The following is a 26,415-nucleotide window of genomic DNA, read 5'->3' as shown; positions in this document are numbered from 1 at the left end:
TGCACCAGCAGCCGACGCGGCCCTCCGCCGACGACGGACGCCCGCCTCCAGGCAGGCGGGCGCCATTTCCCGCGGACGGTGCCGGCACCGCGCCGGAGACCACCGCTCCGCAGAGCAGCGGCGCCCCGCTCCGGCCGCCCCCGCAACCGTGGCCGGGACCCCGCTTCGACAGCCGGGCAGCACACACCGGGCCCGGGCCCACACCCCCCGGCGGACTCCGCAGGCCCGCCCAAGCCCCGTCGGCCCACCCCGCACCGGGCACCCGCGCGGTGCCCGCGCTGCCGCCCACACACACCGCGCTGATCTGCGTCGCCCTGCCCGGCCTCGCCGTCTCCGGTGAGTCGGGCCAGTTGGACGGCCGGGGTCTGGACGGGTTCTACCGAGGCGGAAGGCGGCTGCTCTCCCGGTGCCAGGTCCGCGTGGCCGGCCGCGAGCCGCTCGCGGTGCAGGCCAGGATGGCCGGTGCCGACAGCGCCCGTTTCCTGGGAACGCTCCGGGTCTCCCCGGCAGCCGGTCCCGACCCGGACGTCGTGGTGGAGCGGACGCGCCACGCGGACGGCACCGAACGGATCACGCTGCGCAACGCCGCCCTGCGCCCGCTGCGGCTGCCCGTCGAGGTCGCCCTCGGCACGGACCTCGCCGACCTCGGGGTCATCGCCTCCGGCAGGGCAGGCCCCGAGCTCCCCGCCAGCGTCCACGACTCGGGCCTGCGCTGGGCCTCGGGGGGTGTCGCCGCGTGCGTCACCAGCGCCCCGCCGCCCGCCGACGCCCTGGCCTCGGCCGGCCTGCTGCGCTGGGAACTGGACCTGCCCCCGGGTGCCACGGCCACCGTGGAACTCCGGGTGCGACCCGACGGCGCGGGCCCGCTGCGGGCCGCGGGGCAGGCCGCGACCAGCCCGCTCGCCGAGGCCCGCGCGGCGGGCGACGACCCTCGGGCGGGCTCGTTGCTGCACACGGCGATCGCCGACCTCAGAGCCCTGCTCCTGCGGGACCCCGCACACCCCGCCGACACCCATCTCGCCGCGGGCGCCCCCTGGCGCTGCGGCATGGCACCCGCCGAGGCCCTCGCCGCAGCCCGCATGGCCCTGCCCCTCGGCACCCGGCTCGCCGCCGGCACTCTGCGCGCCCTGGCCCGCACCCAGCTCACCGGGCCGGGCCCCCAGGCCGGGCTGATCCCCGGGCCCCGGCGGGACGCGGGGCCGTTCCTGCCGCCGAGCTGCACAGGCACGGAGGCCACGCTCCTCTTCCCCGCCCTGCTCGCCGAGGCCCGCCGCTGGGGGCTTCCCGAACAGGAGACGAGAGAACTGCTGCCCGCGGCCGAACGCTGTCTGACCTGGCTGCGCACCGCCGCGGGCGACGGCCCCTACCTGCCCGACCCGCAGCCCGCGGGCCCGATCCGCTGCGAGACCCAGGCACACGCCCATCGCGCGGCCCTACTCGGCGCCGATCTCCTCGACGCGTACGACAGACCCGGCGCCGCGGAGTTACGGGAGTGGGCCGAGGCCCTGCGCACAGTGTTCCGGGCCGGGTTCTGGGTCGACGACCACGGCGGCGGCCGCCCGGCCGCCGCCCTGGCCCCGGACGGCCGCCCCGCTCCCCACCTGGGCTCCGCCGCCGTACACCTCCTTGACACCGGCCTGCTCGGTTCGGGCCGGCTCGCCCCCGGCCTGCTCGACAAGGCGCAGACCGAACACCTCGCCCGGTTGCTCGGCAGCCCCGCCCTGGACGCGGGCTGGGGGCTGCGGGGGCTCGGCGCCAAGGAACCGGGACACAATCCCTTCGGCCACCGGACCGGGGCCGTGCGGGTGCAGGAGACCGCCGTCGCGGTCGCCGGACTGGCCGCCGCCGGCTACGAGAAGGAGGCCGGCGGACTTCTCAAGGGACTGCTGGACGCCGCCGAACACTTCGACCACCGGCTGCCCGAGATGTTCGCCGGTGAACAGCGCACCGCCGGGAGCGCACCCGTCGCGCACCCGGCCGCCTGCCGGCCGGCGGCCACCGCAGCGGCCGCCGCGGTCCTCATGCTCACCGCCTACGCCGGTATCCGCCCCGACACCCCGGCCCGGACCGTCACCCTGCGCCCGATGCGCAGCGCTCCGCTCGGCGAACTCAATCTGGCGGGCCTCCGGGTCGCGGGCGCGCCGTTCGCCGTACGGATCAGCCGGCTGGGACTCGCCATGGTCGAGGAGGCGGCGGACGGACTCCAACTAGGAGCGTGATCACCCGCCGACCTGACCCTCACCTCGTACGACGAGAGCCGACCCGAGAACAGGAGACCACCCTGCACCTCATACCGGAACCCGGCGGAACCACCACCGAAGGGTGTGTTTATCGTCAGGAAGACGACTATGATCACGGCATGCCCTACGACCCGTCAGCCTTTCCGCCCTTCGCCGTGACCGTGGACCTGGTCGTGCTGACCGTACGCCGCCATGCCCTGTGCGCGCTGGCGGTACGCAGGGGCGAGGCCCCGTTCCAGGGGCGGTGGGCCCTGCCCGGCGGCTTCGTACGGGCGGACGAGGACCTCTCCCAGGCGGCGGCGCGGGAACTGGCGGAAGAGACCGGGCTGTGCGCTCACGGCCCCGCCGCCCCGGCCCAGGACAACGGGGCCCACCTGGAGCAGCTCGCCACCTACGGCGACCCGAAGCGGGACCCGCGGATGCGTGTGGTCAGCGTCGCGCACCTCGCGCTCGCGCCCGACCTGCCCGCACCGCGCGCGGGAGGCGACGCCAGCAACGCACGCTGGGCACCGGTCGAGGAACTGCTCCAGCAGGGCGGTTACGGCCGGGACGGAGAGCCCGTCGCGCCGCTCGCCTTCGACCACGCCCAGATCCTCGCCGACGGGGTCGAGCGGGCCCGCTCCAAGATCGAGTACTCGTCGCTGGCCACCGCGTTCTGCCCGCCCGAATTCACGGTCGGCGAGCTGCGCCGGGTCTACGAGGCGGTCTGGGGCGTGGCCCTCGATCCGCGCAACTTCCACCGCAAGGTCACCGGCACGCCCGGGTTCCTTGTCCCCACGGGGGGTACGACCACCCGGCAGGGCGGCCGGCCGGCCCAGCTCTTCCGCGCCGGCGGCGCGACCCTGCTCAACCCCCCGATGCTGCGTCCCGAGGTCTGAGGGTGACGGCGGCCGGCCGCGCGTGCCGGGTCGGTTGCCGGCTGCCGGTTGCGTCGAACGGTGGACATGAAGCGGCCCGGTCGCACGGCACCCGTCAAGAGATCGCCTCATACCAGGAAAATCGGGCATAGCGCGCTATCTTGCTTCGGGTGATCCAGGCCTTCGGACTGACCAGCGCCCCCCGCAAGGCGCACCCGCCCGTCGTCGACGACGTCTCCTTCGAAGCGCGCGCCGGACAGGTCACCGCGCTCCTCGGAGCCTCCGGCTCCGGCAAGTCGACGGTGCTCAGACTGATGCTCGAACTGCAACCCGGCCGCGGCATCACCTACTTCAGAGGCCGGCCCCTGCACCGGATCGCCCACCCGTCGCGGGAAGTCGGCGTGCTGCTCGGCGATGTGCCCGGGCATCCGGCCCGCTCGGTCCGCGGCCATCTGCGCATGCTGTGCGCCGCGTCCGGAGTGCCCGCGCGGCGAGCCGACGAGGTCCTCGAAGTGGTCGGTCTCGTCAGCCTGCGCGAGGAACGCCTCGGCAGCCTGTCCCGCGGTATGGACCGCAGGCTCGGGCTGGCCGGCGCCCTGCTGCCCGACCCGCACACACTCGTCCTGGACGAGCCGTCCGACGGCCTCTCGGCCCGCGAGGCCCAGTGGCTGCACAGCATGTTGCGGGCCCATGCCGACCAGGGCGGCACCGTCCTGCTCACCACGGCCGACCCCAAGGAGGCCGCGCGCACGACCGACCGGGTCGTCACGCTCGACGGGGGCCGGCTCGTCGCCGACCAGGACACCAGGGAGTTCGCCCGCACCCGGCTGCGCCCGCGCGTGGCCGTGCGCAGCCCGCACGCCACCCGCCTCGCCGCGCTGCTCACCAAGGAGGCTCGGACCTCCCGCCGGTCCGTGGAGGTCGTGCACGAGGGCGGCAACCGCCTGTCGGTGTACGGCAGTACGACCGCCGACGTCGGTGAGATGGCATTCCGCCACGGCATCCTCGTCCACCAACTCGCCGATGAAGTCGGTGACATGGGCCCAGGGGCGGGGGCAGGGGTGGCGGCGGTCGCGGTCGCCGAGGGCGGCGCGAAGCAGGAGCAGGACCGGACGCGACGGGCCGGCGAGCGGCAGCAGGCCGTGCCGGGCGCGCCGGAGCCGGGTGCTCCGGCGGCGGTCGGACGGGCGGGCGCGGCGGAGTCCGGCCCCGCGGAGCAGGGGGACGCGCCGCCCGCCGCAACCGTGGAGGAGCGGGAGCAGGCCCCGGCGGTCCGCCCGCCGGCGGAGCGGGGACAGATCGTGTTCGGCTTCTCGGTGGCGGACCCGGCCGCCGTCGCCGCGTCACACCAGCAGGACCGGACCGTGGCCGGTCTCTCCTCGGCCGAGGCGGGGCGAACAGCGTCCGCCACTCGGCCGGGGGAGCGCGCACCGAGCGACGGCGAGGAGCGGGCAGGGCTCGCCGGAGCCCTCGGCAGGGAAGCCGAGCCGGACGGCGCGGCCTGTGTCACGGCCGTACCGAGCAGCGAGGGCAGGCTGGGCGCGGACGGGGTACCGACGGTGTCCGCGGAGGTGCTCGCCGGGGTTGGTACCGTCCCGGCCGCTGCCGTGACCGCCACCGCGCACCTCATCCGTCCCACGGCCCCCGAGCCGCAGGGCGATAACCGGACCGCCGCGGTGGACCAGGCACCGAAGGCCGACGGCAGCCCGGGGGCCATGGAGCAGGCGCCGGAGGCCGGAGGCAGGCACCCTTCCTTCCCCTCACGGTCGCCGGGCGCTGCCGGGCCGACAGTCGAGGGTCCGGAGCCGCGGACCGGCGGGGAGAGTGCCGCCGCGGTGCCCGAACCGCTCGGGCAGGTCGGGTGCGCCGCCCTGGATCCGGAGCCGCAGTCCGGAGCCAACCGCGCCGCCTCTGGCGTGGAAGCGCAGACCGGCGGCAACCGTGCTGCGTCGGGCCGGGAGGCGCAGACTGGCAACCGCGCCGCGTCGGGCCCGGAGACGCAGACCGACGGTCGACGTGCCCGGGCGGAATCGGAGCCGCAGGCCGGTCCGACCGCCACCGGGGCGGGGGCGCAGTCCGGTGGTGACCGCACTCCCGCGGCCACGCCATCGCAGCCCGGCCATGATCGCGCGTCGGCGGGTCCGAGGCCGCGGACCGGCGGCAAGGGCATCCCCTCCACCCGTACCCCTCTGCCCGAGGCCGGGGCATCCGGCCCCCGGCAGTCCGCGACCCGTGGCGGAGCCCAGCCCGGCGGGGTCCGCGCCCTCGACGCGCTCTCCGCCCTTCCGCCCCCCATCTCCGTCCGCCCCGCCCCCAGTCCGCTCCGGCCCCTGCGCTACGAGATCCGGCGTGCCGCCGGTATCGGCACCGGCTTCCTCACCTGCGGTGCCGTGCTGGTGGTGTCCGCGCTCACCGCCGTACTCCTGGCCAGGCTCGGGCACACCCCGCAGGAGCGGCTGTTCGCGGCATGGCCGCGGGAGCTGCCGCTGGCGCCCGCGGCGCTCGGCGCCGGGTTGCTCGGGGCGCTGGCCTTCGGGGACGAGTTCCGCCACCCCGCGCTGGCGGCGGACCGCGGCACGGTGCCCCGCCGGCTGGGGCTGCTGGCCGCGAAACTCCTCGTCTCCGGAGTCACCGCCGCCCTGCTGGCCTTTCTCACCCTGGGCTGCGACGCCGAAGTGCTCTACATCGTCTACGGACGGGAGCTGACGCAGGTTCCCGGAGACTGGCTGTCACTGACCGCCGGCTGGTTCTGCCTGGTCATCGGCTGCGCCTGGGCCGGCGTGCTGGCGGCCGGCGTGTTCCGGTCCACCACGGCCGGTCTGGCCACGGTCCTCGCCGTGCCCGTCGTTGTCGTGCCGTTGGTGCACCAGGTGTTGCGGGGTCCGGCCGTGCGGATGGCCGCCGGCTTCCCGGCGCGCATGCGCGAGGTGCTCCTGTTGCAGTGGCCGTTCGGCGGGGACCGGTACCTCCTCGGCGCCGTGCGGATCCTCGCGCAACCCGTGGGCGGCGCACTGGCGTTGTCGCTGACCGCGCTGCTGTGCGCGTATCTGTTCACGACACTGCGCACCAGGTTCCGATGACGACCGTCCGTCCTCGTTTGGTTTCACCGTGTACGCAAATCCCTCGCAGAAAGCCCATTTCTTTCCGATAAGGCGTCAATTGCGACGGGGTGAGCGATCACCCTTTCGTGTGCTTTTCACCAAAGACCTCAAGGGAGTTGGAGGCAGCGCCGACAAAGGATCCGTGAGTACCCTTGCGCACACCATGATGACCGCCGCCCGTTCCGCAGATTCCGGCCTGGCCGGCCCGGGCGAACTCGACCGTTACCCCTACGCGGAGGCCCCGGTGGCCGACCGCGTCGGAGTGCCCGCCTGGGACGGAGGCGACCCCGAGCTGGGCCGGGTCGGCAGGCGGGCCGCGGGCAGCCGTGGCCGCGGCCTGCACGGCCAACTCGTCCAGCAGCTCGGACAGATGATCGTCTCCGGCGATCTGGGCGCGGACCGCCCGCTGGTGCCCGAGGAGATCGGCCAGCGCTTCGAGGTCTCCCGCACCGTCGTCCGCGAGTCCCTCCGTGTACTGGAGGCCAAGGGCCTGGTCAGCGCCCGGCCGAACGTCGGCACACGAGTACGCCCGGTCAGTGACTGGAACCTCCTCGATCCGGACATCATCGAGTGGCGGGCCTTCGGGCCGCAGCGCGACGACCAGCGCCGCGAGCTGAGCGAGCTGCGCTGGACCATCGAGCCGCTCGCCGCCCGCCTCGCCGCCGGGCACGGCCGCGAGGAGGTGCAGCAGCGGCTCTGCGACATGGTCGAGATCATGAGCCACGCCATGGCGCAGGGGGACGCGCTGACGTATTCGCGCGCCGACACCGAGTTCCACGGGCTGCTCATCCAGATCGCGGGCAACCGCATGCTGGAGCACCTCTCCGGCATCGTCTCGGCCGCCCTCCAGGTCTCGGGTGGCCCCGTCACGGGCTGTGAGCGGCCGAACGAGGCGTCCCTCGCGCAGCACGCACGGATCGTCGACGCGCTCGGCACCGGGGACGGCGCTGCGGCGGAGGCGGCCATGCGCCAGCTACTCACGGTGCACCCCGAGGTGGAGCGCGTGGTTCCCGCCCCTCGCGAGCACTGATCCGCGACGCGCGGGGCGGTGCGGTCGCCGGTGTGCGGTGTCCTCGATGGGTCTCATGGCGGCGCCGGCCGAGCGTCGGCCGTCGCCGGACCCCCCGGATCCTGGAATCCGGTGGGGTCCGGCGCCATGACGGGCCGCCGCGCCGGCGGGTGTGATCGGCGGCTACACCCTGCGTGATCTCATCTGTGCATGTACGACCACTTTTGACCGCTTACGGGGTGTGACTCGGGCCACGCAGATTGGGCGTAACGCTCGTGGGGGCAGCGCGATGACCTAAGAGGTGACAGCCGCGGAGGGAATACGGACGCCATGCCAGGCGCTGTGCATCTTCCCCGGTACCCGCCCGCCCCGTCGGCCCATCCCCAGGCCGGTGGTCGGCTCCCGTCCGCAGTGGACGGTGCCGGAAGCCGTTTTCCAACGTTCCGAGAGGTTGTTCGTGTCGGCCAGCACATCCCGTACGCTCCCGCCGGAGATCGCCGAGTCCGTCTCTGTCATGGCGCTCATTGAGCGGGGAAAGGCTGAGGGGCAGATCGCCGGCGACGATGTCCGTCGGGCCTTCGAAGCTGACCAGATTCCGGCCACTCAGTGGAAGAACGTACTGCGCCACCTCAACCAGATTCTTGAGGAAGAGGGTGTGACGCTGATGGTCAGTGCAGCAGAGCCCAAGCGCACCCGAAAGAGCGTCGCAGCGAAGAGCCCGGCGAAGCGCACCGCCACCAAGACGGTCGCGGCGAAGACGGTGACCACCCGCAAGGCCACCGCCACCACGGCCGCCCCCGCGGCGCCCGTCTCCGCGTCCGCAGCCGATTCCGCCGAGGAAGCCGCACCCGCCAAGAAGGCCGCCGCAAAGAAGACGACCGCAAAGAAGACGGTCGCCAAGAAGGCCGTCGCGAAGAAGACGGCCGCCAAGAAGACCAGCGCCAAGAAGGACGACGTCGAGCTTCTCGAGGAAGAGGTCCTCGAGGACACCAAGGTCGGCGACGAGCCCGAGGGCGCCGAGAGCGCGGGCTTCGTGCTGTCCGACGAGGACGAGGACGACGCGCCCGCCCAGCAGGTCGCCGCCGCCGGCGCCACCGCCGACCCGGTCAAGGACTACCTGAAGCAGATCGGCAAGGTCCCCCTGCTCAACGCCGAGCAGGAGGTCGAGCTGGCCAAGCGCATCGAGGCGGGTCTGTTCGCCGAGGACAAGCTGGCCAACGCCGACAAGCTCGCCCCGAAGCTGAAGCGCGAGCTGGAGATCATCGCCGAGGACGGCCGCCGCGCCAAGAACCACCTCCTGGAGGCCAACCTCCGTCTGGTGGTCTCCCTGGCCAAGCGCTACACCGGCCGCGGCATGCTCTTCCTGGACCTCATCCAGGAGGGCAACCTCGGTCTGATCCGCGCGGTCGAGAAGTTCGACTACACCAAGGGCTACAAGTTCTCCACGTACGCCACCTGGTGGATCCGTCAGGCGATCACCCGCGCCATGGCCGACCAGGCCCGCACCATCCGTATCCCGGTGCACATGGTCGAGGTCATCAACAAGCTCGCGCGCGTGCAGCGCCAGATGCTCCAGGACCTGGGCCGCGAGCCCACCCCGGAGGAGCTGGCCAAGGAGCTCGACATGACCCCGGAGAAGGTCATCGAGGTCCAGAAGTACGGCCGCGAGCCCATCTCGCTGCACACCCCGCTCGGTGAGGACGGCGACAGCGAGTTCGGTGACCTCATCGAGGACTCCGAGGCCGTCGTGCCCGCCGACGCCGTCAGCTTCACGCTCCTCCAGGAGCAGCTGCACTCGGTTCTGGACACCCTGTCCGAGCGCGAGGCCGGCGTCGTCTCCATGCGTTTCGGTCTCACCGACGGTCAGCCGAAGACCCTCGACGAGATCGGCAAGGTGTACGGCGTGACGCGTGAGCGCATCCGCCAGATCGAGTCCAAGACCATGTCGAAGCTGCGCCACCCCTCGCGTTCCCAGGTGCTGCGCGACTACCTCGACTAGGTCGCGGCCGTACGACGACGAAGGCCCGGTTCCCCCCGCGGGGGCCGGGCCTTCGTGCTGCGCACGGAGCCGCCCTGACTGACTCTGGGTGTTCCATCGGAACCACGGAGTGAGGAGCATGCATGCGCCGTTCCGTTGCCCGCGCACTGATCCGGCCGGTGGCCCTGGCGGCCGCCCTGACCGTCATACCCCTGGTCGGCGCGGCCCCGGTGGCCGCCAACAGCGTCGTGGTCGGGGGGTTCCCGATAGAGGTCTCCCAGGCCCCGTGGACCGTGGCGCTGTCCAGTCGTGACCGGTTCGGCGGTACGCGGGCGGGTCAGTTCTGCGGCGGTGTGCCGATCGCCCCTACGACGGTGCTGACCGCTGCCCACTGCCTCGCCGACGACGTCCTCGGGGAGCCGCCGCACCGCGCGCGCGATCTCAAGGTCATTGCGGGCCGCACGGATCTGCTGTCGAGCGAGGGCCAGGAGATCGCCGTCCGAAACGTGCAGGTCAACCCGGGGTACGACGCCGAGGCCAGCTCCGGCGACTTCGCCCTGCTGACGCTTGCCGAGCCGCTGCCGCAGAGCGCGGTCGTCGCCATGGCGGGACCCGGCGACCCCGCCTACACGCCGGGCACGGAGGCACTGGTCTCCGGCTGGGGCGACACGACCGGTACGGGCGCCTACGCGAGCCATCTCCACGCCGCACGGGTGCGCGTGCTCGCCGACGATCTCTGCGCGCGCGCCTACCCGGGCGGCCCGCAGGGCACCTACCGCGCCGGCACCATGCTCTGCGCCGGAGAGCCCGCCGGGGGCCCGGATGCCTGTCAGGGCGACAGCGGCGGCCCGCTGGTGGCCGGGGGGCGGCTGATCGGGCTCGTGTCGTGGGGGAGTGGCTGTGGGCAACCGGGCAGTCCCGGCGTCTACACGCGCGTCTCCGAGGTCGTACGAGCGCTGGACCCAGCCCCAGGAAGCCCGCAGCGGCCCCGCACGCGCTCCTGAGGGCCGCTGAGGGCGATCCGGAGACACGAGCACGGGCGGCCGCTCCCCTCTGGGAGCGGCCGCCCGTTCACCGGCCTGGGCCGGGGCTGGCTCGTCGTGTATGCGAGATTCAGCGCTCTTCTTCGGAAGCGGTGTTCGGCACAGCCGTGAGCCGCTCCGTCTCGTCCTGTATCTCAGCGGCGATCTTCTTGAGTTCCGGCTCGAACTTGCGACCGTGGTGGGCGCAGAAGAGCAGCTCTCCGCCGCTGAGCAAGACGACGCGCAGGTACGCCTGGGCGCCGCAGCGGTCGCATCGATCAGCGGCCGTCAGCGGGCTCGCGGGGGTCAGAACAGTAGTCACGTCGCCTCTTCTCTAGCTCGACGAGCTGTCGTACCAGGGTCAACATCCAACCAGCCCGAAAACGTTCCCGCTCGGGGCTCTTTCTCGAAAAAATCTTTCCGGGTCGACTGTCTGCTGCCGGTTGGCGGCGAATGTGCCGTAGTGCGTCTCTTGTGTGCTTACGGTTTCGCGCGGTCTTGGTCTCGGTCCTCCCGGCCGGGTTGCCGGTTGTTCATGAGGACGTGCCCGGAGCCTAATTGGTTCATGCCTCCCAGGGAACGTGATATGTACTTCACTCCAACGAGGGATCGAACATGCATGCGAGGCTGGACTAGTCTGAGTTCTCGACGAGGGTGGCGTTACACCGGCTCTACCAGGCCTCGGTACCCTCTGAGCGGCAACCGAAGCCACCCCCTTACCCAGAAGGGGCCCACCTGAAATTCAGCGAGGAGCGAACCGCGTGACCGCCGAGACGTCCGTCCCGTCCACAGCGCTGCTGACAGGAGCAGACCGGGACGGTTCCAACTACACCGCGCGGCACCTGCTCGTCCTCGAGGGCCTCGAGGCCGTGCGCAAGCGCCCGGGTATGTACATCGGATCGACCGACAGCCGCGGGCTGATGCACTGCCTGTGGGAGATCATCGACAACTCCGTGGACGAGGCCCTCGGCGGATACTGCGACCACATCGAGGTGATCCTCCACGACGACGGGTCCGTGGAGGTGCGGGACAACGGCCGCGGTATCCCCGTGGACGTGGAGCCGAAGACCGGGCTGTCCGGCGTGGAGGTCGTCATGACCAAGCTCCACGCGGGCGGCAAGTTCGGCGGCGGTTCCTACGCCGCCTCCGGCGGTCTGCACGGCGTCGGCGCCTCCGTGGTCAACGCCCTGTCCGCCCGGCTCGACGTCGAGGTGGACCGCGGTGGCCACACGCACGCGATCAGCTTCCGGCGCGGTGTGCCGGGCGCCTTCGCGGCGGACGGCGCCGATGCGAAGTTCGAGGCCAAGAGCGGACTGCGCAAGGCCAAGAAGATCCCCAAGACCCGCACCGGCACGCGCGTGCGGTACTGGGCCGACCGGCAGATCTTCCTCAGGGACGCCAAACTCTCCCTGGAGAACCTGCACCAGCGTGCCCGGCAGACCGCGTTCCTCGTGCCCGGCCTGACCATCGTCGTCCGTGACGAGTTCGGCCTGGGCGAGGGGGGCAGCAAGGGCGAGGAATCCTTCCGCTTCGACGGCGGCATCAGCGAGTTCTGTGAGTACCTCGCGGCCGACAAGCCGATCTGCGACGTCCTCCGCTTCTCGGGCCAGGGCACCTTCAAGGAGACCGTCCCGGTCCTGGACGAGCACGGCCAGATGACCCCCACCGAGGTCACCCGCGAGCTGGGTGTCGACGTCGCGATGCGCTGGGGCACGGGGTACGACACCACCGTCCGGTCCTTCGTGAACATCATCGCCACCCCCAAGGGCGGCACCCACGTGGCCGGTTTCGAGCAGGCCCTCACCCAGACGCTGAACGACGTGCTGCGCGCGAAGAAGCTGCTGCGCGTGGCCGAGGACAACATCGTCAAGGACGACGCCCTGGAGGGTCTGACCGCGGTCGTCACCGTGCGTCTGGCCGAGCCCCAGTTCGAGGGGCAGACCAAGGAGGTCCTCGGCACCTCCGCGGCCCGCCGCATCGTGAACAACGTGGTGTCCAGGGAGCTGAAGGCGTTCCTGACCGCCACCAAGCGGGATGCCGCCGCCCAGTCCCGGGTCGTCATGGAGAAGGTGGTCGCCGCCGCCCGTACCCGTGTCGCCGCCCGGCAGCACAAGGACGCCCAGCGACGCAAGACCGCCCTGGAGTCCTCGTCCCTGCCGGCCAAGCTCGCCGACTGCCGCAGCGACGACGTCGACCGCAGCGAGCTGTTCATCGTCGAGGGCGACTCCGCGCTGGGCACCGCCAAGCTGGCCCGCAACTCGGAGTTCCAGGCCCTGCTGCCGATCCGCGGCAAGATCCTCAATGTCCAGCGCTCGTCGGTGACGGACATGCTGAAGAACGCCGAGTGCGGCGCGATCATCCAGGTCATAGGGGCAGGCTCCGGCCGTACCTTCGACATCGACCAGGCGCGCTACGGCAAGATCATCATGATGACCGACGCCGATGTGGACGGCTCCCACATCCGGTGCCTGCTGCTCACGCTGTTCCAGCGCTACATGCGGCCGATGGTCGAGGCCGGCCGGGTCTTCGCCGCGGTGCCTCCGCTGCACCGCATCGAGATCGTCCAGCCGAAGAAGGGCCAGGACAAGTACGTCTACACGTACTCGGACCGGGAGCTGCGCGACAAGCTCATGGAGTTCCAGAGCAAGGGCATCCGGTACAAGGACTCCATCCAGCGCTACAAGGGTCTGGGCGAGATGGACGCCGACCAGCTGGCCGAGACCACGATGGACCCGCGTCACCGTACCCTGCGCCGCATCAACCTCTCCGACCTGGAGGCCGCCGAACAGGTCTTCGACCTGCTCATGGGCAACGATGTGGCGCCGCGCAAGGAGTTCATCTCCAGCTCCGCGGCGACGCTGGACCGGTCCCGCATCGACGCGTAGTCGCGGGCGGAGCCGACCGGGCTCCGCCCGACGGGCCCGACCGGGACGACGACCGCGAGCCGACCGGGCGCAGCTGATCGAGGATTCGGCTGCGCCCCGGCTCGCGGACGTCTGCTTTCCCCCGCGTCCGCTGGGGTGGTCCGGCGCCCGCAGCCCGGGCGTCTCCACCCGGGGGTGGAGACACGGCGCTGCGGGAATCCACCCGTGATCCACCCGTGCGCCGATCTGCCGACCAGCGCATTTCCGTAGCTTCGAAGGGTCGGCGGCGCTCGCTTCCGGCACCGCCCTTCTCGCTCACGGAGGATCTGATGTCCGGGCTCGCCAACGCATTGGTGATCGTGGCCGTGGTCGCCCTGGTGATCGTGCGGCAGTTCCGTGCCCGCGCGATCGACACCGACCGGCGCTGGTGGATAGTGCCCCTCGTCCTCGCCGCGCTCTCGCTGAGCCACTCCGGCATCCTCGACCCCCACCATCGGATCGAATCCGGCGCACTGCTCGTCGTGGAGCTGCTCCTCGGCGTGGCCATCGGCGCCGGCTGGGCCTGGACCAGCCGTGTCTGGACGGCGCCGGACGGCGTCGTATGGGCCAAGAGCTCCACGGCGAGCGCCGCCGTGTGGGGCGTGGGCATCGCCCTGCGCATCGGTCTCTTCGCCGTCGGGACCGCGCTCGGTCTGCACCAGGACAGCTCGGTCCTGATGCTCGGCTTCGCCGCCACCCTGCTGGTCCGCGGGGCGGTCCTGGCCTGGCGGGCGCAGTCCCTGGGCCCGGTGGCCCGCCCTGTCCCGGCGTACGGTGACGGTGTGCGGTCGGCCGGGAAGGAGCGCGTGTGACGGGGAACGTCTGGACCCGCTGGCCATCGCGCGAGGCGCTCGGCCACGCCGGCATCAGCAGGCCCCGGAGGGTGCTCGGCTGGGGTTCGCGCGGGCTCGCACTGGGCCTGCTGCTCTGGAGCGCCTTCACCAGCGGTCAGGTCCACGGCTGGGGCACCGTGGCGGCCGTCGCGGTGGTCATCGCGGCCGCTGCCGCCGCCGTGGCGTTCTTCCGCACCACCCTCGAGCACCGGCTTGTGCCGTCGGTGGTCCTGGCTCTGCTCCTGGTGGCGCTGGCGGTCGTCGCCCAGGTCGCCGGCTTCCGGGTCCCGGCGCTGGTCATCTGGTGCGGCTGCGGTGTCGTGTCGCTGGAGCGGCTCCCGATGGCCGCCGCGCTGCCGGTGACCTGGATCTCCTTCCAGGCATACGCCACTGTGAACAACGACGCGTGGCTGACCACCGCCGCCACCATGGTCGGTCTCGGACTGGCCGGATACGTCCTCCGGCTGGACGCCGAAGCCCGCGGCAACGCACAGCGGCTGCTCGCCCAGGAGCGGGCCGCCAGGGCGGCCGAGGCGGAGTCGGCGGCGCTGGCGGAGCGGGCCCGGATCGCCCGGGAGATCCACGACGTGCTGGCGCACAGCCTCTCGGCGCAGCTCGTGCACCTGGAGGCGGCCCGGCTGCTGATCGAGCGGGGCGCGGACCGAGAACAGATCCTGGAGCGGGTGGTGGCGGCCCGGGGCATGGCCCGCGACGGCCTCGCCGAGACCCGGCAGGCGCTGTCCGCGCTGCGCGGCGAACTGACTCCGCTCGAGGACTTCCTGAGCGAGCTGGTCAGCGGCACCGACGGCGCGGAGGTCACCGTCACGGGTGAGCGCAGAGCACTGACGGCCGAGGCGTCCCAGGCGGTGCGCCGGGTCGCGCAGGAAGCACTGACCAACGTCCGCAAGCACGCCCACGGCGCCAAGGTGGAGGTCCGCCTCGACTACGGCGAGCACGAAGTGAGGCTGAACGTCCGGGACTCGGGCGGCCGGCCGGGTGAACTCACCGCAGCCGGTGGTGGGTACGGTCTGCTGGGGATGCGCGAGCGCGCGGAACTGCTGGGCGGCTCGCTGGACGCGGGGCCGGACGAGGAGGGGTTCGTGGTGACGCTGAAGGTGCCCGTATGACGGAGCAGGAGGGGGAGAGGAAGCCGGCCCGCGTGGTGGTCGCGGACGACCAGACGGTGGTCCGGGAGGGCATCGTCATGCTGCTCGGGCTGCTGCCCGGGGTCGAGGTCGTCGGTGCCGCGGGAGACGGTGAGGAGGCGGTGCGGCTGGTCGGGGAACTCGGTCCGGACGTCGTCCTGATGGACCTGCGGATGCCGCGTTGCGACGGCGTGGAGGCCACCCGGAGAATCCGGGCCCAGTACCCGGGAACCCAGGTCGTGGTGCTCACCACCTATGCGGACGACGAGTCGTTGTTCCCGGCGCTGCGCGCGGGAGCGCGGGGGTACCTGACCAAGGACGCGGGCGGCGACGAGATCGTGCGGGCCGTGCAGAGCGTGCTGTCGGGGGAAGCGGGGCTCTCGCCGAGCGTGCAAGCCCGGTTGCTGGAGCGGCTGTCACAGCCCGGACCCGAGCCCGCCCCGGCGGCCGCCGACGCGCCCGACGGACTGACCGCGCGGGAGACCGAGGTGCTGACGCTGATCGCCGAGGGCCTCTCCAACCAGGAGATCGCCCGCAGACTCCATGTCTCGACCGCGACCGTGAAGACACACATCAACAACCTCTTCACCAAGACGGGTCTCAAGGACCGGGCGCAGGCGGTGCGTTACGCGTATGCGAAGGGACTGGTGCGGCCGCCCACCCGGTGAATCACCTGATGGGGTGAAGAGCCGGGGAAGAATAGTCGGAACTCCTCCGGGTCTGTCCACACTTGGGCATGCAGCCAAGCAACGGTGGTTCCCGCGGAGCCGGGGACGGCCAGGGGAGATCGGCCGAGCACCGGGAGAACGAGGGTGTCCCCGCCCGCGACATGACGTACGAGGACCCCTGGTACGACGCGCTGGCCACCGGCTGGGGTGAGCTGGACGGCACCGGGATGCCGGCAGCGGCCGTACCGTCGGCCCGTGGGGAGGGGAGCGGGACGGCGGCCCGCGCACGCGAGGTGTACCTCGAAGTGCAGCGCAGCGCCGCCTTCCAGGAAGTGCGCGGCAGATACCGGCGGTTCGTGGTGCCGGGAGTCGTGGCCTTCCTCACCTGGTACGTGGGTTACGTGGTCGCCGCGACCACCGCTCCCGGGCTCATGGCCCGGCCCGTGGCGGGAGCGGTGAACGTGGCGCTGCTCGCGGGACTCGGGCAGTTCCTCACCACATTCCTGCTCACCTGGGCCTACGCCCGGCATGCGCGGCTGCGCCGCGACCGGGCCGCGCTGGAGCTGCGCTGGGACACCCAGGAACTGACCCGGGAAGCACAGGGCGGAGCGCGGGGAGGCGCCTCATGACCGGTGATCACCAGACCTTGGCGCTGCTGATGTTCAGCGGCTTCGTGGCCGTCACCCTGGCCATCACCACCTGGGTGAGCCGGCGGCGGCAGGGGTCGGCGGACGAGTTCTACGCCGGAGGCCGCTTGTTCTCGCCGATGGAGAATGGTTTTGCCATCGCGGGCGACTACATGTCAGCGGCCTCCTTCCTCGGCGTCACCGGGCTGATCGCGCTGTACGGGTACGACGGGATGCTGTACGTGGTGGGCTTCCTGGTGGCGTGGCTGGTCGTGCTGTTCCTGGTCGCCGAACTGGTGCGCAACTGCGGACGGTTCACGCTCGCCGACGTGATCGCCGCCCGGATGAGCGAGCGGCCGGTGCGGATCGCCGCGGGAACCGCCTCCGTCACCGTGTCCGTTGTGTATCTGGTGGCGCAGATGGTCGGCGCGGGCAGCCTGGTGGCGCTGCTGCTGGGGCGGACCAGCGGGGCGGCCCAGGCATGGACGGTCATCGGGGTCGGCGCGCTCATGGTCGTCTATGTGTCGTTGGGGGGCATGCGGGCCACCACCTGGATCCAGATCGTGAAGGCGGTCCTGCTGCTGTGCGGGACGGTCGCCCTGACCGTGCTGGTCCTGCTGCGCTTCCACGGCGACGTGGACCGGCTGCTGGTCGCCGCCGCGCAGCGCAGCGGCCACGGCAGAGCCTTTCTGGCGCCGGGGCTGAAGTACGGCGGGAGCTGGACCGCCCGCCTCGACTTCATCAGCCTGGGACTCGCGCTGGTGCTGGGCACGGCGGGGCTGCCGCACATCCTGTCCCGCTTCTACACCGTGCCGACCGCGCGGGCCGCCCGGCGCTCCGCGGTGTGGTCCATCGGGCTGATCGGCGGCTTCTACCTGATGACGATCGTCCTCGGCTTCGCGGCCGCGGCGGTGGTGGGGACGAACGCGGTGCGCGCGTCGAACCCGGCCGGGAACACCGCGGTGGCCCTGCTCGCCCGCGACCTGGGCGGCGGAGCGGGCTCCACCGGTGGCACAGTGCTGTTCGCGATCGTCGCGGCGGTCGCGTTCGCCACGATCCTCGCGGTGGTCGCCGGCATCACGCTCGCCTCCTCGGCCTCGGTCGCCCATGACCTGTACGCGTCGCTGCGGCGCTCACGCGGCACCCGGCGCAGCGAGGTGACGGTGGCCCGGCTGGCGGCGGTCGCGATCGGCGTCGTGGCCATCGCGCTCGGTCTGCTCGCCCGCGACCTCAACGTCGCCTTCCTGGTCGGTCTCGCCTTCGCGGTCGCCGCGTCCGCAAACCTTCCGGTGCTGCTGTACTCGCTGTTCTGGCGCGGCTTCACCACTCGCGGCGCCGTGTGGGCCGTATACGGCGGACTGGTCCCGGCGCTCGGGCTGGTGCTGCTCTCCCCGGTGGTCTCCGGCAGTCCGGGCTCGCTCTTCCCGGGGGTCGACTTCCAGTACTTCCCGTTGCAGAACCCGGGTCTCGTCTCCATCCCGCTGGGCTTCCTCGCCGGCTGGCTGGGCACGATCACCTCGGACGAGGTCGCCGACGAGGCCAAGTACGCCGAGACGGAGGTGCGGTCGCTGACCGGGGCCGGAGCCGTGTAGCTCACCAAGCACCCCAGGCGATCCCACGCCGGGTCTACGGGGCCACCCAGGCGTACCGGTGCTCGGGGCGGCCGGTGTCGCCGTACTTCAGGGAGAGGCGGAGGCGGCCGGCCTGTTCCAGGTGGCGGAGGTAGCGCTGGGCCGTGGAGCGGCTCAGGCCGGTGCGGGCGGCGACCTCGTGGGCCGACAGCGGATGGCCGGCGCGGTGCAGGATGCCGCAGATCAGGTCTGTCGTGGGCTCCGAGTGGCCGCTGGGCAGGCCGGGCGCGGAGGGGGCGGGGGCGGTGCGCAGCGCGCCGAAGATGCGGTCCACCTGCTCCTGGCCGGTCAGGCCCCGGCCGCCCACGCGGTCGACCGTGCGGCGCAGTGCGGCGTAGGAGTCCAGGCGGGTGCGCAGCGCCGCGAAGGTGAACGGTTTGACCAGGTAGTGCAGGGCGCCCAGGCGCATCGCCTGCTGGACGGTCGCCACATCACTGGCCGCCGTGATCATGATGACATCCGTGCCGTGGCCCTGCTCACGCATGCGGTGGACGAGTTCGAGGCCGGTCCCGTCCGGCAGGTAGTGGTCGAGCAGGACCAGGTCGATGGCGCCGCGCTCGACGGCGGCCAGCGCCTGGGCGGCGCTGTGCGCGCGGGCGGCCACCCGGAAGCCGGGAACCTTCCCCACGTATTTTGCGTTTATCTCAGCGACGCGGAAGTCGTCGTCCACCACCAGGACGTCAATCATCAGGCCTCTCCTTCAAGGCCGGCGAGCGTTAAGCCCGTGTTTCGTGCTCCGCAGTTGTAGCGCGAGCAAAATGAGCACAACAGGTTCTTGCGAGCAAAAGAACAGCTTGTGCTCACAAGACTGCTGTCGTGGCCGCGCTCACACCTACCGTCCCGGGCCATGAGCGCACACACCAGCCCCGCCATCGAGCTGCGGGGCGCTAGCAAGACCTTCAGAACCCCGTCCGGGGGACTGCACACGGCGGTGCGCGGTCTGGACCTCACCGTCGAGCGCGGCGAGTTCGTGGCCGTCGTAGGCCCGACCGGCTGCGGAAAGTCCACCACGCTGACCCTGGTCAGCGGTCTGGAGGAGCCCAGCGAAGGCGAGGTGCTGGTGGCCGGGGAGCCGGTCGACGGCGTCGGCGACAAGGTCGGCTTCGTCTTCCAGCAGGACGCCACCTTCCCCTGGCGTACGGTCCTGTCCAACGTCATGGCAGGCCTGCGCTTCCGCGGGGTGCCCAAGGCGGAGGCGAAGGAGAAGGCACGCGACTGGCTGGCCCGGGTCGGGCTCGCCGGCTTCGAGGACCGCTATCCGCACCAGCTCTCCGGCGGTCAGCGCAAGCGCGTCGCCCTCGCCGCCACCTTCGTCAACGACCCCGAGATCCTGCTGATGGACGAGCCCTTCTCGGCGCTCGACGTGCAGACCCGGGCGCTGATGTCGGACGAGCTGCTGGAGCTGTGGGAGGGCACGGGCGCCTCCGTCGTCTTCGTCACCCACGACCTGGAGGAGTCCATCGCGCTGGCCGACAAGGTCGTCGTGATGACCGCTGGGCCCGCGACCGTCAAGCAGGTCTTCTCCATCGACCTGCCCCGGCCGCGCAAGGTTGAGTCGGTGCGGCTGGAGCCGCGGTTCATCGAGATCTACCGCGAGATCTGGGAGTCGCTCGGCGAAGAGGTCCGCATCACCCGTGAGAGGGGTGCCGCCCGTGTCGCCTGAGGTTCTCAAGCCCGCGGTCGTCGAAACGGCCAAGGTCCCCGACCGGGCACAGACCCGCGCCCAGGCCGCCCGCCGCCGCAAGGCGCTCGTCACCGTGGTACGCGTGCTGCTCCTGGTGGCCGGCCTCGGACTGTGGGAGGGGCTGTCCCGGGCGAAGGTCATCGACCCGTTCAACTTCTCGATGCCCACGAAGATCTGGGACCAGATCTGGACCTGGGTGATGCACGGCACCGCCCTCGGCTCCCTGGGCGAGCAGGTCTGGTACACGCTCTACGAGGCACTGCTCGGCTGGGTCATCGGTGTGATCGCGGGTGTACTGCTCGGCATTGCGCTCGGGCGGATCAGATTGCTCGCCGAGGTCCTTGGTCCGTACATCAAGGTGCTCAACTCGATCCCCAGGATCGTCCTTGCACCCATCTTCCTGATCTGGTTCGGGCTCGGTCCCTCCTCCAAGGTCGCCTCCGCCGTGGTGCTGGTCTTCTTCCCGGTGTTCTTCAACGCCTTCCAGGGCGCCCGCGAGGTGGACCGCAACCTGGTGGCCAACGCCCGCATCCTGGGCGCCAGCGACCGCCGGGTGACCCTTCAGGTGGTCATCCCGTCGGCCACCTCCTGGATCTTCACCAGCCTCCACGTCAGCTTCGGCTTCGCGCTCATCGGCGCCATCGTCGGCGAGTACATCGGCGCGACCAAGGGCATCGGCCTGCTCGTCTCGCAGTCGCAGAACACCTTCAACGCGGCCGGCGTCTACGCCGCCATGGTCATCCTCGCGGTCGTCGCCCTCGTCGCCGAGGGACTGCTGACCTTCGCCGAGCGCCGCATCTTCCGCTGGAAGCCCGCCCGTTCCGGCGACTGACCGGCTCCCATCGCCGCCCCCACCTCCTCCCCGCACCGCCCTCTCACAAGGACGTGAACCGCATGCGCAAGACCGCCAGACACGCCTCGCTGGCCGCCGGCCTGCTCGCCCTCACCACGCTCACCGCCTGCGCCAACGACGCGGCCGGCACCACGGCCGACACCGGCGGCGGCAAGGGCGAGACCGTCAAGATCATGGTCGGCGGCCTGGACAAGGTCATCTACCTGCCGGCGATGCTCACCCAGCAGCTCGGCTACTTCAAGGCCGAGGGCCTGAACGTCCAGCTCCTCAGCGAGCCCGCCGGCGTCCAGGCCGAGACCGCGCTCGTCTCCGGCCAGGTCCAGGGGGCGGTCGGCTTCTACGACCACACCCTCGACCTCCAGACGAAGGGCAAGTCGGTCGAGTCCGTGGTGCAGTTCTCCCACGCGCCCGGCGAGGTCGAGGTGGTCTCCGGCAAGGCGGCCGGCGAGCTGAAGGGCCCCAAGGACTTCAAGGGCCGCAAGCTGGGCGTGACGGGGCTCGGCTCCTCGACCGACTTCCTCACCAAGTACCTGGCCGTGAAGAACGGCGTGAAGGTCAGCGAGTTCACCCCGGTCGCGGTGGGCGCCGGTCCGACCTTCATCGCCGCCCTCCAGAACGGGGCGATCGACGGCGGTATGACCACCGACCCGACCGTCGCCACCATCCTGGACAAGAAGGCGGGCAAGGTCCTCATCGACATGCGCACCCCCGAGGGGTCGCAGGAGGCGCTCGGCGGACCGTACCCGTCGTCAAGTCTGTACATGCAGACGGACTGGGTGAACGGGCACAAGGACACCGTCCAGAAGTTGGCCAATGCATTCGTCAAGACGCTCAAGTGGATGTCCACCCACAGCGCCGACGAGATCGCCGCCAAGATGCCCGCCGACTACTCCCAGGGCAACAAGACGCTCTACGCACAGGCCATCAAGAGCACCCTGCCGATGTTCACCGACGACGGCGTGATGCCCCAGAACGGCCCCGAGACCGTCGAGAAGGTCCTCAAGGCGTTCAACACCAACATCCAGAACGCCAAGGTGGACCTGAGCAAGACGTACACGACCGAGTTCGTCAAGGCCGCCAAGTAGTCGGATCCTGAGCCGCGCTCAGACGCGGGCCGCCCACACGTAACGGTGTTCCGGGCGGCCCGCGTCGCCGTACTTGAGGGTCAGCCGGGCCCGTCCGGTGCGCTCCAGGAGCTTGAGATAGCGCTGGGCGGTCTGCCGGCTCACCCCCGTCCGCGCGGCGATCTCCTGCGCGGACAGCGGCCCGGAGGCATGGATCAGCGCCTGGCGCACCAGATCGGCCGTCGTGGGGGAGTGCCCCGGGGGCAGGTCGGGCTCCGCCGGCGCGGACAGCGCCCCGAAGATCCGGTCCACCTGCGCCTGTTCCGCCTCGCCGCCCCGGTCGAGGGTGCGCCGCAGCCCGGCGTACGCCTCCAGCTTGGCCCGCAGGCCGGCGAAGGCGAACGGCTTCACCAGGTACTGCACCGCCCCGTGCCGCATCGCCGCCTGCACGGTGGACATGTCCCGCGCCGCCGTCACCATGATCACGTCGGTCTGGTGGCCCCGCCGGCGCATCTCCTGGACGACCGCGAGACCGGTCTCGTCGGGCAGATAGTGGTCCATGAGCACCAGGTCCAGCTGTGGGAGTGTCTCCACCTGGTGCAGCGCCTCGGCCGCGTTGTGCGCCTCGCCGGCCACATGGAAGCCGGGCACCTTCTCCACATAGGCGGCGTTCACCTGGGCGACCCGGGTGTCGTCGTCCACGACCAGGACCTCGATCATCACGCCTCCTCCTCGGCGACGGCGGCACTCTTGAGGGGTTCGTCGAGCCCCGCGGGTGCCAGTTCCGGTTCGGCCAGTGCCTCGGGCAGGACCACGGTGAACTCCGCGCCGCCGCCGTCCGCCGTGCCCACCACCGCGCTGCCGCCCTGCCGCTCGGCGAGCCGGTGCACCAGGGAGAGCCCGATGCCTCGCTTGCCGTGGGCCGGCGGCTGCTTGGTCGACCAGCCCTCCGTGAAGACGAGTTCCCGCTGTTCGGGCGGGATGCCGGGGCCCGTGTCGCGCACCCGGAGGACGACCGTCCGGCCCTGTGCGCGCAGTTCGACCTCCACGCGCGCGTGCAGGGTGCCCGCGACCGCGTCGAGGGCGTTGTCCACGAGGTTGCCCACGACGGTGACCAGGCCCCGCGGATCGATCAGCCGGTCCGGCAACCGGGTCCGGTCGGTCACCCAGAGGGCGACACCGCGCTCGGCGGCCACGGTGGCCTTGCCGACCAGCAGTGCGGCCAGCAGCGGGTCCTGGATCTTCTCGGTGACCTGCTCCGCCGTGACCCGATGGTCGCCGACCACCTCGCCGACGAACTCCACGGCGTCGTCGTACATCTCGAGTTCCAGCAGCCCGAGCAGGGTGTGCATCCGGTTGGCGTGCTCGTGGTCCTGGGCGCGCAGGGCGTCGATCAGCCCGCGCGTGGAGTCGAGTTCGCGCCCGAGCTGTTCCAGCTCCGTGCGGTCACGCAGGGTGGCCACGGCGCCGCCGTCGCCGGTGGGCATGCGGTTGGCGATCAGCACGCGCTGGCCGCGCACGGTGACCAGGTCGGTGCCGGTGACCCGGCCGGCCAGCACATCCGTCGTACGGCCCGCGCCCAGCGCCTCGTCGGGGGTCCGCCCGACCGCCTCGTCACCGATGCCCAGCAGCCGTCCGGCCTCGTCGTTCAGCAGCCGGATACGGCCGCCGCGGTCCAGGGCGACCACGCCCTCCCGGATGCCGTGCAGCATCGCCTCGCGCTCCGCGAGCAGCGCGGAGATGTCGGAGAAGGCCAGGTCCCGGGTCTGCCGTTGGACCCTGCGGGAGATCAGCCAGGCGGCCAGCGCGCCCACCGCCAGCGCACCGCCGGCGTAGGCGAACAGCCCCGGTATCGCGCTGATCAGCCGGGCTCGGACGCTGTCGTAGGCGATGCCGACCGACACGGCGCCGACGATGCGGTGCCGGGCGTCGTACAGCGGCACCTTGCCGCGTGCCGAGCGGCCGAGGGTGCCCTTGTCGATCTCCATGACCTCCTGGCCGGCCAGGGCGTCATGCGGGCTCGTGGAGACGTGGTGGCCGATCTGCCCCGGGGTCGGGTGCGACCAGCGCACCCCGTGGTGGTCCATCACCACGATGTACTCGGCGTGCGTGGCATGCCGGATCCGCTCGGCCTCCCGCTGCACAGGACCGTTTCTGCTCGGCGGGGTGGTCAGTACGCCGGCGGCGATCTGCGGGTCCTGGGCGGTCGTCTGCGCGATGGCCAGCGCGCGGCGCATCGCCTCGTGGTCGAGCTGTTTGCTCAGCGGCGCGAGGAACAGCCCGGTCGCGAGCACCGCCACCCCCGCCGCGATCGCCACCTGCATCAGCAGCACCTGCGAGAACACCCGCCGGGGCAGACCGAGACGCAGCCGGCGTACGGGGGGAGTGGGGCTCATGGAACGACGGTACGTGGCAAGCCCCGACGCACCCAGAGGGTGTGGCGTGGATCTCCTGCCCCATGCCGGGAAGAGCCGGCCTGTCAGCTCGCCAGCGCGGTCGGCCGCAGTTCGCGTACCGCCATCACGTCCATCCGCGCGGGAGCGCCGAGCACCGCCGCTCCGCAGCTCTCCGGACGGGGCGGCAGCGCGGCGCCCTGTGCCACGGTGACCCGCCACCGGCGCCCGTCCGCGTGCTCGACGGTGACCTCCCAGTGCGGGGCGGTGCCCTCGGTCCGTACGACGCTCAGCACGCCCGCCCGGTACTCGTCCGCCGCCGACCGGACGGCCAGCTCGGCCGCCTGGCCGGGCCGCTCCCAGGCGGAGCACCCGCGACACCCCTCGAGGACCACGCGCCCGTCCCGGGCGCCGTGCAGCGCCGCCTTGACGGTGTGCGCCTCGGCGCGGCCGTAGGCGTAGCCGTACGGCAGGACGAGCACCGTCGGCGCGAAGCGATGTCCACCCAGATGGGTGACCTCCCAGACCCCGCGGACACCCGAGGCGGCCAGTTCGGCGGCGAGCGGACGTCCCAGCAGGGCGCAGCAGCGGTCGCGCTTGCCATTGGTGCACACGAGCGCGAGCGGGTCGCCGGTGTACGGCCGTCCGCCGAGCGCCGCTGCGAAGGAACGGTGGTCGCCCGCCCCGAGCGCGCGGAAGTCGAGGCCGAGCAGCCGGCCCGGATCACGGGTGGTGGCGCTCTGCACCCACACCCGACCCGGGACGGTGTGCGCGGCGAACACCTGCCGCACCGGGGGAGTGCCGGGGTCGGCGTGCCGCCCCGGGTGCCGGATCAGGGCGACACGCACGCCCGTTCCCTCGGCCGCGGCCTCCAGCGCCCGGCCCAGCGCAGGGTCCAGATGGCTCGAAGTGAGCGCTTTGGCACCCCACGGGCCCGGCTGTTCCAGCAGCAGCCACGTCGTCGCCGTGGCCGCTGTACCGGACACCGGCTCGTCAAGGCTCCGGGAGACGATCGCACACCTACTCACACAGGTGAGCCTAACCTGACTTTCCCCGCGGCGACTTCCGGCCGTGCCCGTGTCCTGCGCGGGCGGCTCCCGCGGGCGCGGGGACGCCTACTCCGGCAGGGGCTGCGGCGGGCGGTGCCCGACGTAGTGACCGACGGGGCGCATGCGTAGCGGGCGCTCGCCGTACTCCTCCAGCGCATGCGCGATCCAGCCCGCCGTGCGGGCGACCGCGAAGATCGTCTCGCCGGCCGTGGCGGGCATGCCGGAGGAGGCGGTGAAGACGGCCAGGGCCAGGTCGACATTGGCGTGCAGCGGCCGGTGGCGGGCGGTGGTGGCGACGATGTCGCGGGCCGCGAGCAGGGCCGGCTCCGCGCGCGGGAGCTGCTCCAGAAGGCCGAACAGCACCCGCGCGCGCGGGTCCTCGCCCGCGTACAGCCGGTGGCCGAGACCGGGGACGCGGCGGCCGGCGCGCAGCTCGTCGGCGATCACCGGCACGGCGGTGCCCTGGTCGAGCACGTCGAGCAGCAGCCGGTGGGCGAGCCCGCTCGCGGCGCCGTGCAGCGGGCCTTCCAGGACGCCGAACCCGGCCGAGACGGCCGCGTAGGCATGCGCCCGGGCGGAGGCGGCGACCCGTACGGCGAGGGTGGAGGCGGCCAGGTCGTGGTCGATGAGCAGGGCGAGCGCGGTGTCCAGCACGCGCAGCGAGGCCTCGTCGGGGGCGTGGCCGGTGAGCCGGCTCCACAGGCGGTGGGCCAGCGGGGCGCCGTCCGCGTGGTCGCGCAGCACCGGCGGCAGCGCGGCGACGAGCGTGGGAATGAGGGTCCGCGCGGTGTTCAGCACGGCGTCCTCGGAGAGGTCGAAGCGCAGCGGGTCCTCGGCAGCCGCCGCGATCGCCGCCACCCGCAGCCGGTCGATGGGGGAGGCGTGCTCGGACAGGGCGTTCACCGCGCGGCGGGCGACCCTGACGGTCGCCTCGGGCGCGGAGAAGGCCACCCCGGGGGTGAGCCGGCCCGTCCAGACCCACTCCGCGACCTCTTCGTAGGTGTGGTGTGCGGCCAGCTCCGTGGCGTCGACGCCACGGAAGTAGTACCGGTCCTGGTCGATCAGCGTGATCCGGGTCCGGACGGAGAGGTCGCCGCCCGAGCCCGGGGTGCCCGCGCTCTCCCGCCGGTGGCGCCGGGCGAGGGCCTCGACCTCCGCGGGCTCGAAGGTGCTGGCGCGGCCGCCCGGTTCGCGTCTGCTGCTGAGCAGCCCGCGGCTCACGTACGCGTACACCGTCTCGGGCTTCACGCCGAGCAGTTCGGCGGTCTCCTTGGTGGTCAGCCGGCGGCCGACGCGGCCGGGAGCGGTTTCGTGATCGCGCATGGGGGTCACCGTAGTCGCCTCTGCACGGGTTGATAG

The 26,415-nt window shown here is 72.1% G+C and carries 21 protein-coding genes; 15 read left to right on the top strand and 6 right to left on the bottom strand.

What is annotated here, in order from left to right; genetic code table 11:
* Positions 1-269 precede the first annotated feature (269 nt).
* The 6 genes from ACZ5CZ_RS30605 to ACZ5CZ_RS30580 all read left to right on the top strand — a co-directional run bounded on the left by ACZ5CZ_RS30605 (position 270) and on the right by ACZ5CZ_RS30580 (position 10,189).
* Positions 270-2,219: a glycogen debranching N-terminal domain-containing protein gene (locus tag ACZ5CZ_RS30605; protein ID WP_468947533.1), complete on the top strand. Its 1,950-nt coding sequence runs from the start codon at positions 270-272 to the stop codon at positions 2,217-2,219.
* Between the two features lie 140 nt (positions 2,220-2,359).
* Positions 2,360-3,118, top strand: coding sequence for an NUDIX hydrolase (locus tag ACZ5CZ_RS30600; RefSeq protein WP_385840423.1), 759 nt, complete (start codon positions 2,360-2,362; stop codon positions 3,116-3,118).
* Positions 3,119-3,267: 149 nt separating this feature from the next.
* Positions 3,268-6,177 (top strand): ATP-binding cassette domain-containing protein, encoded by a 2,910-nt coding sequence (locus ACZ5CZ_RS30595; protein ID WP_468947532.1) that lies wholly within the window; start codon positions 3,268-3,270, stop codon positions 6,175-6,177.
* A 163-nt stretch (positions 6,178-6,340) separates the two neighbouring features.
* Positions 6,341-7,228 (top strand): FadR/GntR family transcriptional regulator, encoded by an 888-nt coding sequence (locus ACZ5CZ_RS30590; RefSeq protein ID WP_385840425.1) that lies wholly within the window; start codon positions 6,341-6,343, stop codon positions 7,226-7,228.
* 436 nt (positions 7,229-7,664) lie between these two features.
* On the top strand, positions 7,665-9,206 hold the full coding sequence (locus ACZ5CZ_RS30585; protein ID WP_468947530.1) for an RNA polymerase sigma factor: 1,542 nt from the start codon (positions 7,665-7,667) through the stop codon (positions 9,204-9,206).
* A 122-nt stretch (positions 9,207-9,328) separates the two neighbouring features.
* Complete coding sequence (locus ACZ5CZ_RS30580; RefSeq protein WP_468947529.1) at positions 9,329-10,189, top strand: serine protease; 861 nt, start codon at positions 9,329-9,331, stop codon at positions 10,187-10,189.
* A 109-nt stretch (positions 10,190-10,298) separates the two neighbouring features.
* On the opposite strand, the gene ACZ5CZ_RS30575 is transcribed toward ACZ5CZ_RS30580, so the two are convergent.
* The gene (locus ACZ5CZ_RS30575; protein ID WP_171114502.1) at positions 10,299-10,529 is read right to left on the bottom strand and encodes a DUF7455 domain-containing protein; all 231 of its coding nucleotides are present in this window, start codon (positions 10,527-10,529) and stop codon (positions 10,299-10,301) included.
* 439 nt (positions 10,530-10,968) lie between these two features.
* On the opposite strand from ACZ5CZ_RS30575, the gene ACZ5CZ_RS30570 reads away from it, so the two are divergent.
* From ACZ5CZ_RS30570 to ACZ5CZ_RS30545, 6 genes are all read left to right on the top strand, one after another.
* A complete protein-coding gene (locus tag ACZ5CZ_RS30570) occupies positions 10,969-13,092 on the top strand; it encodes a DNA gyrase/topoisomerase IV subunit B (protein ID WP_385840428.1) in 2,124 nt (707 codons plus the stop codon).
* 308 nt (positions 13,093-13,400) lie between these two features.
* Positions 13,401-13,922 carry a DUF1453 domain-containing protein gene (locus tag ACZ5CZ_RS30565; protein ID WP_468947526.1) on the top strand — a complete coding sequence of 174 codons (522 nt, stop codon included), beginning with the start codon at positions 13,401-13,403 and terminating at the stop codon, positions 13,920-13,922.
* Positions 13,919-15,070 (top strand): sensor histidine kinase, encoded by a 1,152-nt coding sequence (locus ACZ5CZ_RS30560; protein ID WP_468947524.1) that lies wholly within the window; start codon positions 13,919-13,921, stop codon positions 15,068-15,070. The genes ACZ5CZ_RS30565 and ACZ5CZ_RS30560 overlap by 4 nt, the downstream gene beginning before the upstream one ends.
* Entirely contained in the window at positions 15,067-15,756 is a 690-nt protein-coding gene (locus ACZ5CZ_RS30555) for a response regulator transcription factor (RefSeq protein WP_468947523.1), read from the top strand. Before ACZ5CZ_RS30560 ends, ACZ5CZ_RS30555 begins: the two co-directional genes overlap by 4 nt.
* 68 nt (positions 15,757-15,824) lie before the next feature.
* Positions 15,825-16,385: a DUF485 domain-containing protein gene (locus ACZ5CZ_RS30550; protein WP_385840432.1), complete on the top strand. Its 561-nt coding sequence runs from the start codon at positions 15,825-15,827 to the stop codon at positions 16,383-16,385.
* Complete coding sequence (locus tag ACZ5CZ_RS30545; protein ID WP_468947521.1) at positions 16,382-17,974, top strand: solute symporter family protein; 1,593 nt, start codon at positions 16,382-16,384, stop codon at positions 17,972-17,974. The genes ACZ5CZ_RS30550 and ACZ5CZ_RS30545 overlap by 4 nt, the downstream gene beginning before the upstream one ends.
* Before the next feature lie 34 nt (positions 17,975-18,008).
* On the opposite strand, the gene ACZ5CZ_RS30540 is transcribed toward ACZ5CZ_RS30545, so the two are convergent.
* The gene (locus ACZ5CZ_RS30540) at positions 18,009-18,701 is read right to left on the bottom strand and encodes a response regulator (RefSeq protein ID WP_385840434.1); all 693 of its coding nucleotides are present in this window, start codon (positions 18,699-18,701) and stop codon (positions 18,009-18,011) included.
* Positions 18,702-18,860: 159 nt separating this feature from the next.
* Here ACZ5CZ_RS30540 and ACZ5CZ_RS30535 point away from each other — a divergent pair, with 159 nt between their 5' ends.
* The 3 genes from ACZ5CZ_RS30535 (at position 18,861) to ACZ5CZ_RS30525 (ending at position 21,635) form a co-directional block, all read left to right on the top strand.
* On the top strand, positions 18,861-19,676 hold the full coding sequence (locus tag ACZ5CZ_RS30535) for an ABC transporter ATP-binding protein (RefSeq protein ID WP_385840435.1): 816 nt from the start codon (positions 18,861-18,863) through the stop codon (positions 19,674-19,676).
* Positions 19,666-20,529 (top strand): ABC transporter permease, encoded by an 864-nt coding sequence (locus ACZ5CZ_RS30530; protein WP_385840436.1) that lies wholly within the window; start codon positions 19,666-19,668, stop codon positions 20,527-20,529. The genes ACZ5CZ_RS30535 and ACZ5CZ_RS30530 overlap by 11 nt, the downstream gene beginning before the upstream one ends.
* 62 nt (positions 20,530-20,591) lie before the next feature.
* A complete protein-coding gene (locus ACZ5CZ_RS30525) occupies positions 20,592-21,635 on the top strand; it encodes an ABC transporter substrate-binding protein (protein ID WP_385840437.1) in 1,044 nt (347 codons plus the stop codon).
* Between the two features lie 18 nt (positions 21,636-21,653).
* Here ACZ5CZ_RS30525 and ACZ5CZ_RS30520 read toward each other — a convergent pair whose 3' ends face one another.
* The 4 genes from ACZ5CZ_RS30520 to ACZ5CZ_RS30505 form a co-directional block, all read right to left on the bottom strand.
* Positions 21,654-22,334 (bottom strand): response regulator, encoded by a 681-nt coding sequence (locus tag ACZ5CZ_RS30520; protein WP_468947518.1) that lies wholly within the window; start codon positions 22,332-22,334, stop codon positions 21,654-21,656.
* Entirely contained in the window at positions 22,334-24,010 is a 1,677-nt protein-coding gene (locus tag ACZ5CZ_RS30515) for an ATP-binding protein (protein WP_385840439.1), read from the bottom strand. Before ACZ5CZ_RS30515 ends, ACZ5CZ_RS30520 begins: the two co-directional genes overlap by 1 nt.
* A gap of 83 nt (positions 24,011-24,093) precedes the next feature.
* Entirely contained in the window at positions 24,094-25,035 is a 942-nt protein-coding gene (locus ACZ5CZ_RS30510) for a sucrase ferredoxin (protein ID WP_468947516.1), read from the bottom strand.
* Positions 25,036-25,122: 87 nt separating this feature from the next.
* A complete protein-coding gene (locus ACZ5CZ_RS30505; protein WP_385840441.1) occupies positions 25,123-26,379 on the bottom strand; it encodes a citrate synthase in 1,257 nt (418 codons plus the stop codon).
* Between the last annotated feature and the right edge of the window lie 36 nt (positions 26,380-26,415).

The sequence above is a fragment of the Streptomyces sp. NPDC031418 genome, assembly GCF_055581605.1.
The sequence above is the reverse complement of the archived record's forward strand: the minus strand, read 5'-3'. Positions and strand labels throughout refer to the sequence as shown.

Excerpts from the sequence above, each read along its gene's own strand:
- ACZ5CZ_RS30600 (WP_385840423.1), top strand. The coding sequence starts at position 2,360 with ATGCCCTACGACCCGTCAGCCTTTCCGCCCTTCGCCGTGACCGTGGAC.
- ACZ5CZ_RS30580 (WP_468947529.1), top strand. The coding sequence starts at position 9,329 with ATGCGCCGTTCCGTTGCCCGCGCACTGATCCGGCCGGTGGCCCTGGCG.
- ACZ5CZ_RS30565 (WP_468947526.1), top strand. The coding sequence starts at position 13,401 with ATGTCCGGGCTCGCCAACGCATTGGTGATCGTGGCCGTGGTCGCCCTG.
- ACZ5CZ_RS30555 (WP_468947523.1), top strand. The coding sequence starts at position 15,067 with ATGACGGAGCAGGAGGGGGAGAGGAAGCCGGCCCGCGTGGTGGTCGCG.
- ACZ5CZ_RS30550 (WP_385840432.1), top strand. The coding sequence starts at position 15,825 with ATGCAGCCAAGCAACGGTGGTTCCCGCGGAGCCGGGGACGGCCAGGGG.
- ACZ5CZ_RS30545 (WP_468947521.1), top strand. The coding sequence starts at position 16,382 with ATGACCGGTGATCACCAGACCTTGGCGCTGCTGATGTTCAGCGGCTTC.
- ACZ5CZ_RS30540 (WP_385840434.1), bottom strand. The coding sequence starts at position 18,701 with ATGATTGACGTCCTGGTGGTGGACGACGACTTCCGCGTCGCTGAGATA.
- ACZ5CZ_RS30535 (WP_385840435.1), top strand. The coding sequence starts at position 18,861 with ATGAGCGCACACACCAGCCCCGCCATCGAGCTGCGGGGCGCTAGCAAG.
- ACZ5CZ_RS30525 (WP_385840437.1), top strand. The coding sequence starts at position 20,592 with ATGCGCAAGACCGCCAGACACGCCTCGCTGGCCGCCGGCCTGCTCGCC.
- ACZ5CZ_RS30520 (WP_468947518.1), bottom strand. The coding sequence starts at position 22,334 with ATGATCGAGGTCCTGGTCGTGGACGACGACACCCGGGTCGCCCAGGTG.
- ACZ5CZ_RS30515 (WP_385840439.1), bottom strand. The coding sequence starts at position 24,010 with ATGAGCCCCACTCCCCCCGTACGCCGGCTGCGTCTCGGTCTGCCCCGG.
- ACZ5CZ_RS30505 (WP_385840441.1), bottom strand. The coding sequence starts at position 26,379 with ATGCGCGATCACGAAACCGCTCCCGGCCGCGTCGGCCGCCGGCTGACC.